Below are 13,399 nucleotides of genomic sequence, written 5' to 3'. Positions count from 1 at the left end.
GTCTGGCTGCAATATCTTTGCAACCTTGCAGAATCACCGGCAAATATTGTTGCAGTCGCACCCGTTTGCAGTATTGGCATATTTGTATTTGCAGACTTCGCAAATAGATTGCTGATAAACCGCTAAGGCAATCGTGGAGCGAATGATGAATACCATGCACAGCAGTAATCAGGATGATATTAAATACGGCCTGGCCGGAGTAATGGTGGATACCACCTCGGTCTCGAAAGTAATGCAGGAGATTAATTCCCTGACTTACCGCGGCTATCCGGTGCAGGAGCTGGCACAGCAGTGCTCCTTTGAGCAGGTAGCGTATCTGTTGTGGTATGGCGAACTGCCCGATGCCAGCCAGCTGCAGGCGTTCGGATTACAGCAACGCCATCAGCGCGATATCAGCCGCACGTTAATTGGCCATTTACAGAAATTTCCCGATGGCGCCCATCCGATGGACAGCCTGCGTACGGCGGTGAGTTTGCTGGCGCTGGAAGATGCAGACACTGACGATAATCACAGCGCGGCGTCACAAACCAAAGCGCTGAAATTATTCGCTCGTCTACCAACCATTGTGGCGACATTATTCCGCCAGCGTCATGGCCTGGAGCGTATCGCTCCTGATCCACAACTGAGTTACGCCGATAACTTTTTTTATATGTGTTTTGGTGAAGTACCTGAACCTGCCGTAGTGCGTTGTTTTGAACAATCCATGATTTTATACGCCGAACACAGCTTTAACGCCTCGACCTTTACCGGCCGGGTAGTGATGTCGACGGAGTCGGATATCTACAGTGCCGTAACGGCGGCGATTGGTGCGTTAAAAGGGCCGTTACACGGCGGCGCCAACGAAGCTGTGATGCACAATATGCTCGAAATTGGTTGTGTTGATCAGGTGGATGACTGGCTGGCCGGTAAGCTGGCGGATAATGAAAAAATCATGGGCTTTGGTCATCGGGTGTACCGCCACGGCGACTCGCGGGTACCGAGTATGAAAGCGGCATTTTTAACCATGGCAAAACTTAAAAATGATCAGACCTGGGCGCCTATTTATAGCCGGCTGGAACAGCAGATGCTGCAGCAGAAACACATTTATCCGAATCTCGATTTTCCCGCCGGACCGGCCTATTACCTGATGGGTTTTGATATCGACTTTTTTACGCCGTTATTTGTAATGGCGCGTGTCACCGGCTGGACCGCTCATTTTATCGAACAACAACATAATAACCGCTTAATCCGGCCGTTAAGTGCCTATAACGGCAAAGCGGAGCGGCACTTGTCCTGATCAGACAACGCCAGCAGCGGCGCTGCTGCCGCTGTTTCTGTTGTGGCTGTACACCAGTGCCGGACTTTATCTTGCCGGGTAATGACCGTTGTAAAGGTGGGATCGCTGCCGCACAGAGAGTTTGCCTCCGCCGTCGCCGGCCGGGGCTTTTTTTATTCTTGAATGCGCCTGACCTGACCACACTTGGGCAGGCCGCGCGTATTGCTGACCACAGGAAAAATGACGGATGACGATAACCGCGAAACATCAGCAGCTGGTGCTGCAACAATTTGCCCGCCAGGTGGCACGTGATATTCCGTTAACGGATTTTATGCAGCTGGAGTTCCGCGATTATACCGGCCTGGAAATCCGTATCGACGCACCGCTGGCACCCAATATTAATGATAAAAACACCGGCTTTGGCGGATCGCTGGTGACTCTGGCCACCCTGGCGGGCTGGTCGTTATTGTCGTTATTGTGCCGCGAGCAGGGGCGCTGTTGTGAGGTTGTGATTGGTGAATCATCGATCCGTTACCTGGCCCCGGCGACCGATCAGTTTTATGTCTGGGGAGCGATTCAGCGCCAGGTACGTCAACAGCTGCAGCAGGCGCTGCAACGCGGTGAAGGGTATAAAGCGGCGGTCAGCGCCGAAGTGATGGTGAATCAGCAGGTGGTGGCGCTGTTCAACGGTACCTATTTTATTAAACCACTGGCACCCCGGGCACCGTGTCTGAGCAGCGCGAACGGATTGTCGCTGGCCGGAGCCCGGCGTCGTTTTAATCGCAAACAAAAAGCCGGCTATTTATAGCCGGCCGGTACTCTGACCCAACCTTCCATCAGTAGCCGGGCACTGCGGCTCATGACGGCTTTTTTCACCTGCCAGCGGCCCTGTTCGTGGTGTGCTTCAGCGCCCACGGTCAGTATGCCGGAGGCGTGACCAAAGGTGACGCTGGTGCAGCTCTGGCCGGCGTTGGCGGTGACCTGATTCACCAGGGTGCCGGGAATGGCGGCGGCGCTGGCGATTGCCACGGAAGCCGTGCCCATCATGGCGTGGTGCAGTTTGCCCATTGACAGTGCCCGTACACACAGGTCGATATCGCTGCCATCAATGTGTTTGCCACTGGCGCTGGTGTACGACTGAGGCGCTGCAACAAAGGCGAGTTTGGGGGTGTGCTGACGGCTGGCGGCTTCGTGAATGTCGTTGATCAGGCCCATCTTCAGCGCTCCCCAGGCACGGATGGTTTCTAACCGCGCCAGTGCCTGAGGGTCGTTGTTTATCTCGTTCTGCAGTTCGCAGCCGCTGTAACCCAGATCGCTGGCATTCACAAAAATGGTGGCGATACCGGCGTTGATCAGGGTTGCCGGCAGGCAGCCGATGCCGGGGACCTGCAGTTCGTCGACCCGCTGGCCGGTGGGAAACAGATCTCCGTCGGCGTCTGCCGGATCGAGGAATTCAAGCCGGATTTCTGCCCCCGGGAAGGCCACACCATCGAGTTCAAAATCACCGCTTTCCTGTACCTGGCCATTACGTACCGGCACCCGGGCGATAATGGTTTTGCCGATGTTTTGTTGCCAGATGCGGACCTCACAAAAGCCGTTGTCCGGCAGCCGTTGTGGCTCAATCAGGCCATTGTCGATGGCGAATGCGCCCACCGCGGCAGTCAGGTTGCCACAGTTACCCGACCAGTCGATGCCGGCCCGGGTGATGGCGACCTGACCAAACAGGTAATCGACGTCGTGGCCGGGCTGTTGGCTGGGCGCCACTATCACGGTTTTTGACGTGCTGGAAGTGGCGCCGCCCATGCCGTCAATCTGTTGGCCGTACGGGTCCGGGCTGCCGATGATGCGCATCAATAACCGGTCGCGGGCAGCGCCGGGCGAACGGGCACTGGCGGGTAACTCATCGAGGTTAAAAAACACCCCTTTGGAGGTGCCGCCGCGCATATAGCGGGCCGCAATTTTTTGTTGTGGCTGAGTCATCATCCATCCTTACACAGCGGCATCCGCCGGTTGTGGGTTAATAAAGTTGCGGGCAAAACGCTGTAACACACCACCGGCCTGGTAAACCTCAACCTCGGCGGCGGTATCCAGCCGACAGATCAGCGGCCGTTGCAGGGTTTCACCGTTACGGCGGCGGATGCGTAACAGCACGTCAGCGCCGGGACTGAGGTCGCCGATCACGTCGTAACATTCACTGCCATCCAGAGCCAGGCTGTGGCGGTTGTCGCCGGCCTGAAACTGCAGGGGCAACACGCCCATGCCAATCAGGTTGGTACGGTGAATACGTTCGAAACCTTCGGCGGCAATCACTTCCACACCGGCCAGGCGTACCCCTTTGGCAGCCCAGTCGCGTGATGATCCCTGGCCATAATCCGCACCGGCAATAATGATCAGCGGTTGCTTGCGTTGCATATAGGTTTCGATGGCTTCCCACATACGCATCACCTGGCCGTCGGGTTCCAGCCGGGCGAGTGAGCCGGGCATCACCTGACCCTGTTGATCCCGCACCATTTCATTCTGCAATTTCGGGTTGGCCAGGGTTGCCCGCTGAGCGGTCAGATGGTCGCCGCGATGGGTGGCATAGGAGTTAAAGTCCGCTTCTTCAAGTCCCATGCTGGCCAGGTATTCGCCGGCGGCGCTGTCGGCCAGAATGGCGTTGGACGGTGACAGGTGATCGGTGGTGATGTTGTCCGGCAGAATGGCCAGCGGGCGCATATCCGTCAGTTGCCGTGGCGCTGCCAGAGCGCCCTGCCAGTAGGGTGGCCGGCGAATGTAGGTGCTGTCTGGCCGCCAGTCGTACAGCGGACTGCCGGTTTGTTCGGCGCTGTCGAGATCGAACATCGGTATGTATACCTGATGAAACTGCTGGGGTCTGACGCAGCGCGCCACAATGGCGTCGATTTCGTCATCGTCGGGCCAGATGTCCTGTAAACGAATCTCCCGGCCATCGACCACCGCCAGTACATCCTGCTCGATATCAAAGCGCAGGGTGCCGGCCAGTGCATAGGCGATCACCAGCGGCGGAGACGCCAGAAACGCTTGTTTGGCGTAAGGGTGAATGCGGCCGTCAAAGTTGCGGTTACCGGATAAAACGGCGGAGGTGTACAGCTCGCGCTCGATGATCTGCTGCTGAATGTCGGGTGCCAGAGCGCCGGACATGCCGTTACAGGTGGTACAGGCGAAGGCCACGATACCAAAGCCGAGTTGTTCCAGTTCGGTTAATAAACCGGCTTCACGCAGGTACAGCTCAGCCACTTTAGAACCCGGTGCGAATGAGGTTTTGACCCAGGGTTTAGTCACCAGACCGAGGCGATTGGCTTTCTGAGCTAGTAAACCGGCGGCCACCAGGTTACGCGGATTGGAGGTGTTGGTGCAGGAGGTAATGGCAGCAATGATCACTGCCGCATCAGGCATCAGACCTTCGGCTTCGTCGGCGCGGGCTGCTTCCAGGTTGCCGGCAATGCCGCGGGCGGCCAGTTCGCGGGTAGCCAGCCGGGCATGAGGATTGGATGGCCCGGCCAGGTTACGGCCAACGGCGGACAGATCAAACTGTAAGCGCCGTGGATACACCGCGGTGTTCAGCTGGTCGGCCCATAAACCGGTATGACGGGCGTAATCTTCCACCAGCCGGACCTGAGCCGGGTCCCGGCCGGTAAGGCTGAGGTAATCGATGGTTTGCTGGTCGATATAAAACAGCCCGGCGCTGGCACCGTATTCCGGTGTCATATTGGCAATGGTGGCGCGATCGCCCACCGACAGGCTGGTTGCTCCGGCGCCAAAAAACTCCAGATAACAGCCGACTACCTGCTGCTGGCGTAAAAATTCGGTCAGTGCCAGCACGATATCGGTCGCTGTGATACCGGGCTGGCGCTGACCCAGCAGTTCCACTCCGACGATATCCGGCAGCCGCATCATGGATGGCTGGCCTAACATCACGGTTTCGGCTTCCAGGCCACCAACACCAATGGCGATCACCCCCAGGGCATCAACGTGTGGGGTGTGCGAATCGGTGCCGACACAGGTGTCGGGGAACGCCAGTGGCAGGCCGTCGTGGTCGTTGCCGGTCTGGATGACCGGTGACATCTTCTCCAGATTGATCTGGTGCATAATGCCATTGCCGGCGGGGATCACCTCGACGTTATCGAATGCGCTGCGGGTCCAGTTAATAAAATCAAAGCGATCTGCATTGCGGCGGTCTTCGATGGCGCGGTTTTTGGCAAAGGCCTGGGGGTCGTCGCCACCACACTCCACCGCCAGCGAATGGTCAACAATCAGCTGGGTGGGCACCACCGGGTTCACCTGTGCCGGGTCGCCGCCCTGCGCGGCGATGGCGTCGCGTAATCCGGCCAGATCGACCAGCGCGGTCTGGCCGAGAATGTCATGACACACCACACGTGCCGGATACCAGGGAAAATCCAGATCCTGGCGGCGTTCGCTCAGCTGTCGCAGGGCATCGGCCAGTAACTCCGGCTGACAGCGGCGCACCAGTTGCTCGGCCAGAATACGCGAGGTGTAGGGCAGGCCGGCGTAACTGCCGGGGTGCAGAGTTTCAATGGCCGCGCGGGCATCGTAATAGTGGTAAGGCTGGCGCGGTAATGGCCGGCGAAAGTCGCTGCCGTTCAGGCTGGTGTGGTTCATAACCGCCCCTCCGTGGCAAATAAGGCGTCGAGTTTGTCTTCAAAGCGATGGTAATTGAGGTAGTCGTACAGCTCGGTGCGGATTTGCATCTGTGCCACTACCGCGCGCTGATCACCGTCCTGCAGGATATGGCGGTAGACGTTTTCGGCGGCTTTGTTCATGGCGCGAAAGGCACTCAGCGGGTAGAGCACCATGGCGACGCCCCAGGCCGCCAGTTGCTGCTGATTCCACAGTTCGGTCTGGCCAAATTCGGTGATGTTGGCTAACACAGGTACGTCGAGGGCGCTGGTAAAAGCCCGGTAGTGTTGTTCGGTCTGGATGGCTTCGGCAAAAATACCGTCGGCTCCGGCTGCCACATAGGCCCGGGCACGTTCAATGGCGGCTTCTAAACCTTCCTGGGCGAAGGCATCGGTACGCGCCATGATAAAAAAATCGCGCTGCTGACGGGCATCCACTGCCGCGCGGATGCGGTCGGTCATTTCGGTACTGCTGACAATGGCTTTGTTCGGCCGGTGACCACAACGTTTTTGTGCCACCTGGTCTTCCAGGTGAACCGCCGCCGCCCCGGCTTTTTCGAACTCACGGATGGTGCGGGCGATATTAAACGCGCCGCCCCAGCCGGTATCGATATCCACCAGCAGCGGCAGGGAACTGGCAGCCGTGATGCGGCGCACATCTTCCAGTACGTCATTCATGGACGTGATGCCCAGGTCGGGCAGACCGTAGGAAGCATTGGCCACGCCACCACCGGATAAATAAATAGCCTGGTGACCAATGCGCTCGGCCATCATGGCGCTGTAAGCATTGATGGTACCAACGATGGCAAGGGGCGAGTGGTTGGCCAGGGCCTGGCGAAAACGCTGTCCGGCGTTCATGGGCAAATCTCCTGTGGCGGTTTGGTTAGTGTGTTGGGCTATTGTTCGCTCTGTGATTGTTGTTCGATCAGCTGCTCGAGGTTGGTCAGTGAGGTCTGGATATGGCGCCGCATCAGCAGCTGGGCCAGTTCCGCGTCGCCACTGATCACCGCTTCGGCGATGCGCTGGTGCTCCTGCAGTGCCCGGGCCGGGCGCTTGTGTACACTGCTGGTACGGAAGCGGTACATACGCACCAGCTGGTACAGGTCGTTGCACAGGGTGTGTTGTAAACGCTGGTTATGACTGCCCTGAATAATCAGGTAATGAAAATCCAGGTCGCCGTTTTGCGGATAATACGACTGACCGGCGTCGTCGCTGATGTGTTGCTGGTGGGTGTCGAGCAATTGTTGCAGTTGCCGGCGTTCATCCGGGCTCATGCGCTCGGCGGCCAGGCGACAGGCCATACATTCCAGCTCCATACGCACCTCATATATATCCTTCAGCTGCGCCAGGCTGAGATCGATGACCCGTGCCCCGGCGTGCGGAACCCTGACCACCAGCTGGCTTTGTTCCAGCCGTTGAATGGCTTCACGAACCGGCACCCGGCCGGCGGCAAAGCGTTCACTGAGCTGTTTTTCCGACAATTTCTGGCCGGGTGCCAGCTCGCCGCAAACGATGGCATCAGTCAGTTGTTTAAACAGGCGGCTGGAGAGGGTGTTATCTGACATCGTAAAAACCATAATGTATACAATATCAGCGATTATTATCCCTGAAAGGGTTGTGTATCAAGGTATTTCTGCTGATTTGTATACAAAGTCTAATATGGATTGTATACAAACATGCCTGCTAAGCGGATTTCTGCCGGCCGCTCCGGAGCACTTGATGGCGCAAACCGTGACAGTTGTGCGCTTTTCGTGAAGTTGTCGCATCATGCTGGTATAGTGCGCGCCTTTTCTCTGCCAGCAAGCGGCTCCCGGCCTCTGAACCGGGCGCTCCGGGCTGGCAATGACAGTCACTCAACAAAAGGCTCTCTGATGTTATTGCTGCGCGAATTTATGCAGACCTTTTCTCCGAACCTGAAAAACGACACTCTGTCCGGCTTGACGGTGGCACTGGCGCTGGTGCCGGAAGCAGTAGCCTTTGCTTTTGTTGCCGGTGTTCATCCGCTGGTGGGGTTATACGCTGCCTTTATGGTGGGTCTGGTGACCGCTGTGATGGGTGGCCGTCCGGGCATGATTTCCGGTGCTACCGGTGCTCTGGCGGTGGTGATGGTGTCGCTGGTGGCGGAGGCTGAGCGTGATTTTGGCTCCGGCATGGGGCCTCAGTATCTGTTTGCGGCGGTGGTGCTGATGGGCATCATCCAGATTACCGCCGGTGCCTTGCGGCTGGGTAAATTTATCCGCATCGTGCCGTATCCGGTGATGCTGGGGTTTGTTAACGGTCTGGCGATTGTGATTTTTCTCGCTCAGTTGCCCCAGTTGCAGTCGCATACCCCGGAAGGCAAGTGGGGCTGGGTGGATGGTACCTGGCTGATGGGTGTGGAACTCTGGCTGATGCTGGGGCTGATTGCTCTGACCATGGCGATTACCCATTATCTGCCGAAGCTGACCAGTGCCTTTCCGTCGGCGCTGGCCGGGATTCTGGCGGTCAGTGGCCTGGCGTTATTTTTTGGTCTGGAAACCAAAACCGTGGGTGATCTGGCTTCTATTGCCGGTGGTCTGCCGGAGTTTGGCGTGCCGAATGTGCCGCTGACCATGGAAACCCTGTGGTTTATTCTGCCGTATTCGGTCATTTTTGCGGCGATTGGTCTGATCGAATCGCTGTTAACCGTGACTGTGATCGATGAGATGACCAATACCCGTGGCCGGGGTAACCGTGAATGTGTGGCCCAGGGCAGTGCTAACCTGCTGACCGGTTTCTTTGGTGGTATGGGTGGTTGTGCCATGATTGGTCAGAGCATGATTAATGTCAGCTCCGGTGGTCGTGGCCGCTGGTCGGGCATTGTGGCCGCGTTATTCCTGCTGAGTTTTATTCTGTTTGCCTCACCGCTGATTGAGCAGATTCCGATTGCGGCGTTAACCGGTGTGATGTTTATGGTGGTGATTGGCACGTTCGAATGGTCGAGCTTCCGTATGTTGGGCAAAGTGCCGAAACAGGATGCCTTTATCATTGTGCTGGTGTCCGGGGTTACGGTCGCTACTGATCTGGCGATTGCCGTGGTTGTGGGTGTAATTGTGGCGGCGCTGGTGTTTGCCTGGGAACACGCCAAACACATCAGTGCCCGTACACACATCGAAGACAGCGGCGCTAAGGTATACGATTTGTTTGGGCCGTTGTTCTTTGGCTCGGTATCCGCGTTTAAAGACATTTTTGAGCCGGAAACCGACCCGGATGTGGTGATCATCGAATTTAAAAATTCACGCGTTGCCGATCACTCCGCGATTGAAGCCATCGATACCCTGGCAGAGCGTTATATTGCTGCCGGTAAAGAGTTGCATCTGCGTCATTTGTCGGAAGAATGCCGGATGCTGCTGAAAAAAGCCGGCAGCCTGTGTGATGTTAATGTGATTGAAGATCCGCATTACCACATCGCCAGCGATAAACTGGCCTGACCCCTCCGCACCTGCCCGGAAACCACTTGCTGACAGGTTTGCCAAGTGGTTTCCGTCCTGCAACAATACGCCTTTATTCTGCTGAAGGCCTGTGGCTGTGCATATTGTCGCTGACGAAAATATCCCCCTGATTGACGAATTTTTTGCCGATATCGGCACCATTACCCGGGTGGCCGGACGCACCATGAGTGCAGCCGATCTGAGCGCTGCGGATGCTTTATTGGTGCGCTCGGTGACTCAGGTTAACGAAAGCCTGCTGGCAGGTTCGAACGTTAAGTTTGTTGGCACTGCCACCATCGGCACCGATCACGTCGATCAGGACTATCTGCAACAGCACAATATTGGTTTCCGCAGTGCGCCGGGCTGTAATGCTCAGGCAGTGGTGGATTATATTCTCAGCGCGTTAAGTGTGCTGAACGACAGTCGTGGCCAGGCATTTACCGATCTGACTGTGGCCATTGTCGGGGTCGGTAATGTTGGCCTGTTGTTACGTCAGCGGCTGGAAGAAATGGGGGTTGCTGTGCTGGCAGTTGACCCGTTTAAAGACCCGCAGGACGTTGGCGAGCTGGTCTCGTTGGATGAGGTATTACAAGCGGATGTGATTTCATTACACACGCCGCTGACGACCGACGGTGAACACGCCACCCGTCACCTGATCAATGCGGAACGACTGCAACGGATGAAGCCGGACGCTTGTCTGATTAACAGCTGCCGTGGTGCGGTGGTTGATAACCGGGCGTTGCAGCAACATATGCTGGCGCAGCCGGAGTTTGAAGCCATTCTGGACGTCTGGGAAAATGAACCGGAACTGGATCTGGAGCTGATGAATCGCGCTATGCTGGCCACGCCACATATCGCCGGTTATTCGCTGGATGGCAAAATGCGTGGCACCGAGATGGTGTATCAGGGGTTGTGTGAGTGTTTTGGTGTGCCGGTACGTCGTAAACTGGCGCAATTTCTGCCGGAGCCGGGTATCAAAATGGTGACCTTTACCGATCAGGTGCCGATGAATCAGGCGCTGCGGACGGCCATCCGGGCGGCTTATGAAATCCGCGTCGACGACGGTGTGATGCGTTCCGCCATGATACGGGCCAGCCATCAGGGGGATGGTTCGTTACGCGCGACGTTTGATCAGCTGCGGCGTGATTATCCGCTGCGCCGTGATATACCACGGCTGAAAGTAGCGGTACCGTCGAAGTGCCATGATCTGCAGGATACCCTGAAAGCCGCCGGCTTTGATGTCCGGGCTAAATAGTCCGGCTTTTTAACTCTGGTTTTTAACTCTGGTTTTTACAACCGCAGCTTCTATAACAGTACGGGGCTGGCGCTATAGCTCAGCGCCACCCGGCTGCCCACCGCCAGATCGCCGATATCATCACATTCCACCTGCCAGTCAGCGAGTGACTGCTGTAAAAAGGCAACCGACAGCAGATAACCACGACCGGTAAACTGTATATCCTGTACTTCGGCCACCCCGGTGTTGCTGGCCTGTATCGTTAATAAATGGCGTTTCAGCAGCGCGGTTCCTTCGCCCGCTGTTACACGGGGTGTCTTTGGGGTCAGAATTTCCTGCAGCTGGTGGGTTTCACACAGATTGCCGGCTTCCATAAACTGTGCCACCGCCAGGTTGGCTGGCTGGTTGAAAACCCGGGCCGGGGTGTCGTATTGCTGGATCTGACCGTTCATCATCACCGCGGTCTGGTCAGCAAAAGCAAAGGCTTCGTCTTTGGCATGGGTAACAAAAATGGCTGTTACACCGCTGCGTTTAATCAGCTGACGCAGCTCGCTCATCATGCGGTGTTTGACCTGGCTGTCGATGTTAGAAAACGGCTCGTCCATCAATAGCAGTTGTGGTCCCGGCGCCAACGCCCGGGCCAGTGCGATACGTTGCTGCTGACCACCGGATAATTCGTGCGGATAACGATCGGCGTAGGGCTGCAATTCCACCAGCTCCAGCATGGTCCGGATGCGCTGTTGTTTTTCGCCGCGGTTAAGGCCGTTCAGACCGTAGGCAATATTGGCGGCCACCGTCATATGCGGAAACAGCGCATAATCCTGAAAAATAAATCCCACCTGGCGTTGCTGTGTCGGCAGATTAAACGAGCCGTCAGCCACGGTGTGACCAAACAATTCAATCCGGCCAGTCTGGCTGGTCTGTAATCCGGCGATGGTTTTTAACGCTGTGGTTTTGCCACAGCCGCTGGGGCCTAATAAACACACGATGTCACCTTGTTCGATGGTCAGCGACAGGTCGTGTAATACCGGCTGTTGGTGGTAAGCAACGGTAAGCTGCGAAATCGATAAGGCGTGCATAGTTAATCCATTTTCTGGGTGCGGGATAACACCGCAATCGGCAACAGGCTGACAATAATAATTAATAACGCGCCGGATGCGGCGTGCTCCAGATGTTCGTCAGAGGCGTACTGAAACACATAGGTGGCCAGGGTTTCAAAATCAAACGGCCGTAATAATAACGACGCCGGCAATTCTTTTACGCATTCAATAAATACCAGTAAAAATGACGACATCAGAGCCGGTTTTAATAACGGCAACTGAATGCGCTTAAACGTGGTGCCACGATCTTGTCCCAGGGTCGCTGAAGCGGCGTCCAGGTTGTCGGGGATTTTCTGATAACCCGCCTGCAGGCTGCCGTTGGCAATGGCGGAAAAACGAATCACATACGCCACAATTAAGGCAAAACCGGTACCGGTAAAAATCAGCCCGGGACGGCCCAGTTGCAGTTCTGTCAGTATGCGATTCAGTTGGATATCGGCCTGGCTCAGCGGGATCAGAATCCCTATCGCCAGCACGGTGCCGGGTAGTGCATAACCCAGTGACGATAACGACAGCTGGGCGTGGTTGAAACGCCCGGGTAAAAACCGCTGACGAGCGTTCAGCAGCAGTGCCAGCAGGGTTGAAATCAGTGCGGCGCTGGCGGCCAGCGAAAAGGTTGCCTGGCTGTGTTGCCATAGCTGGCTATTCAGGTTTTCGCTGGCGTACGTCAGGGCAAAGTCGAGCAGACACAGCACCGGATAAATAAATCCGGCGCAAATAATCAGGCCGGTCACGCTCCAGATCAGCCAGCTGCGGCGCCGCGATGCGGTCTGACGCGGTGCCGGGCTGGCAGGGTTGCGGCCATCGTAATGACGCTGCTGCTGGCGCTGGTATTTTTCAGCGCTGACCAGTAACACCACAAACAATAACATCAGGCAGGAAATTTTGGCCGCGGTTTCAATGCTGCCGTGCACCAGCCAGCTGTCGTATACCGCCGTGGTTAATGTGCTGACGGCAAATAAGCTGACCGTGCCGTAATCGGCCAGGGATTCCATCGCCACCAGCGTGCAGCCGACCACCAGTGCCGGGCGGACCAGTGGTAATTCAATGGTGAAAAAAATCCGGCGTGGACTGGCGCCCAGGGTTTTTGCAGCCTGAGATAAATGCGCGGAGCGCTGGGCAAAGGCGTAGCGCAACAGCAGATAAATATAAGGGTATAACGCCAGCGCCAGCATCAGGCTGGCGCCCCAGCGGCTGCGGATGTCCGGAAACCAGTAGTCGGCCGGAGATTGCCAGTGAAACAAAGCACGCAGTGTGGTTTGTAATGGCCCGGCATAGTCGAGCAGTTCGGTATAAATATAAGCTGAGATATAGGCTGGAATTGCCAGTGGGAACACCAGCGCCCACTGCAGGTAACGCCGCCCCCGGAATTCGTAATGAGAACACCACCAGGCTGGCAGAATGGCCAGCGCAGCGGCGAATAATACTGCACCGCTGACCACCAGCAGGCTGTTGCGGGTGTAATGCCAGAGTACGGTGTCGGCCATTTCGGCGAAGGTGGTGTCGTCGCTGTTGAAGCCGGTCACGACCTGAATAATCAGTGCCACCAGCGGCGCGGTCATGGTCGCGGCGGCGACCAGTGCCAGTAGCGCCAATAAGCGGTTGGGCAGGCGGGATAATAAAGAGCCCGCATAGTGCGGGCTCTTTAGCGTGGTTAGACGGTGGTTACCGTAATTCATAACGACTCAGGTCTGCAGTGTAACTGT

General features: G+C 56.6%; 10 protein-coding genes. 4 read left to right on the top strand and 6 right to left on the bottom strand.

What is annotated here, in order from left to right; genetic code table 11:
- Positions 1 to 145: 145 nt before the first annotated feature.
- Both ACFOMG_RS08740 and ACFOMG_RS08735 read left to right on the top strand, forming a co-directional pair.
- Entirely contained in the window at positions 146 to 1,276 is a 1,131-nt protein-coding gene (locus ACFOMG_RS08740; RefSeq protein WP_376866055.1) for a bifunctional 2-methylcitrate synthase/citrate synthase, read from the top strand.
- A gap of 226 nt (positions 1,277 to 1,502) precedes the next feature.
- Positions 1,503 to 2,063 carry a YiiD C-terminal domain-containing protein gene (locus ACFOMG_RS08735; protein ID WP_376866054.1) on the top strand — a complete coding sequence of 187 codons (561 nt, stop codon included), beginning with the start codon at positions 1,503 to 1,505 and terminating at the stop codon, positions 2,061 to 2,063.
- Here the strand turns inward: ACFOMG_RS08735 and prpF are convergent.
- The 4 genes from prpF to ACFOMG_RS08715 are packed head-to-tail and all read right to left on the bottom strand — an operon-like array spanning position 2,054 to position 7,475.
- Positions 2,054 to 3,238 carry a 2-methylaconitate cis-trans isomerase PrpF gene (gene prpF / locus ACFOMG_RS08730; RefSeq protein ID WP_376866053.1) on the bottom strand — a complete coding sequence of 395 codons (1,185 nt, stop codon included), beginning with the start codon at positions 3,236 to 3,238 and terminating at the stop codon, positions 2,054 to 2,056. The two genes, ACFOMG_RS08735 and prpF, sit on opposite strands and share 10 nt — an antisense overlap.
- A gap of 6 nt (positions 3,239 to 3,244) precedes the next feature.
- Positions 3,245 to 5,893, bottom strand: a complete 2,649-nt coding sequence (gene acnD, locus ACFOMG_RS08725; RefSeq protein ID WP_376866052.1) for a Fe/S-dependent 2-methylisocitrate dehydratase AcnD — start codon at positions 5,891 to 5,893, stop codon at positions 3,245 to 3,247.
- Entirely contained in the window at positions 5,890 to 6,768 is an 879-nt protein-coding gene (prpB, locus tag ACFOMG_RS08720; RefSeq protein WP_376866050.1) for a methylisocitrate lyase, read from the bottom strand. Before prpB ends, acnD begins: the two co-directional genes overlap by 4 nt.
- A gap of 38 nt (positions 6,769 to 6,806) precedes the next feature.
- Complete coding sequence (locus tag ACFOMG_RS08715; protein WP_376866049.1) at positions 6,807 to 7,475, bottom strand: GntR family transcriptional regulator; 669 nt, start codon at positions 7,473 to 7,475, stop codon at positions 6,807 to 6,809.
- A 306-nt stretch (positions 7,476 to 7,781) separates the two neighbouring features.
- Here ACFOMG_RS08715 and ACFOMG_RS08710 point away from each other — a divergent pair, with 306 nt between their 5' ends.
- Both ACFOMG_RS08710 and pdxB read left to right on the top strand, forming a co-directional pair.
- Entirely contained in the window at positions 7,782 to 9,359 is a 1,578-nt protein-coding gene (locus tag ACFOMG_RS08710; RefSeq protein ID WP_376866047.1) for a SulP family inorganic anion transporter, read from the top strand.
- Between the two features lie 91 nt (positions 9,360 to 9,450).
- The gene (gene pdxB, locus ACFOMG_RS08705) at positions 9,451 to 10,614 is read left to right on the top strand and encodes a 4-phosphoerythronate dehydrogenase PdxB (RefSeq protein ID WP_376866045.1); all 1,164 of its coding nucleotides are present in this window, start codon (positions 9,451 to 9,453) and stop codon (positions 10,612 to 10,614) included.
- A 50-nt stretch (positions 10,615 to 10,664) separates the two neighbouring features.
- On the opposite strand, the gene ACFOMG_RS08700 is transcribed toward pdxB, so the two are convergent.
- Both ACFOMG_RS08700 and ACFOMG_RS08695 read right to left on the bottom strand, forming a co-directional pair.
- Entirely contained in the window at positions 10,665 to 11,672 is a 1,008-nt protein-coding gene (locus ACFOMG_RS08700) for an ABC transporter ATP-binding protein (RefSeq protein ID WP_376866043.1), read from the bottom strand.
- A gap of 2 nt (positions 11,673 to 11,674) precedes the next feature.
- Complete coding sequence (locus ACFOMG_RS08695; RefSeq protein WP_376866042.1) at positions 11,675 to 13,372, bottom strand: ABC transporter permease; 1,698 nt, start codon at positions 13,370 to 13,372, stop codon at positions 11,675 to 11,677.
- Positions 13,373 to 13,399: the final 27 nt, after the last annotated feature.

This window comes from Bacterioplanoides pacificum (genome assembly GCF_042648445.1).
GTDB lineage: Bacteria > Pseudomonadota > Gammaproteobacteria > Pseudomonadales > Oceanobacteraceae > Bacterioplanoides > Bacterioplanoides pacificum.
This window is presented reverse-complemented; position numbering and strand designations above follow the sequence as displayed.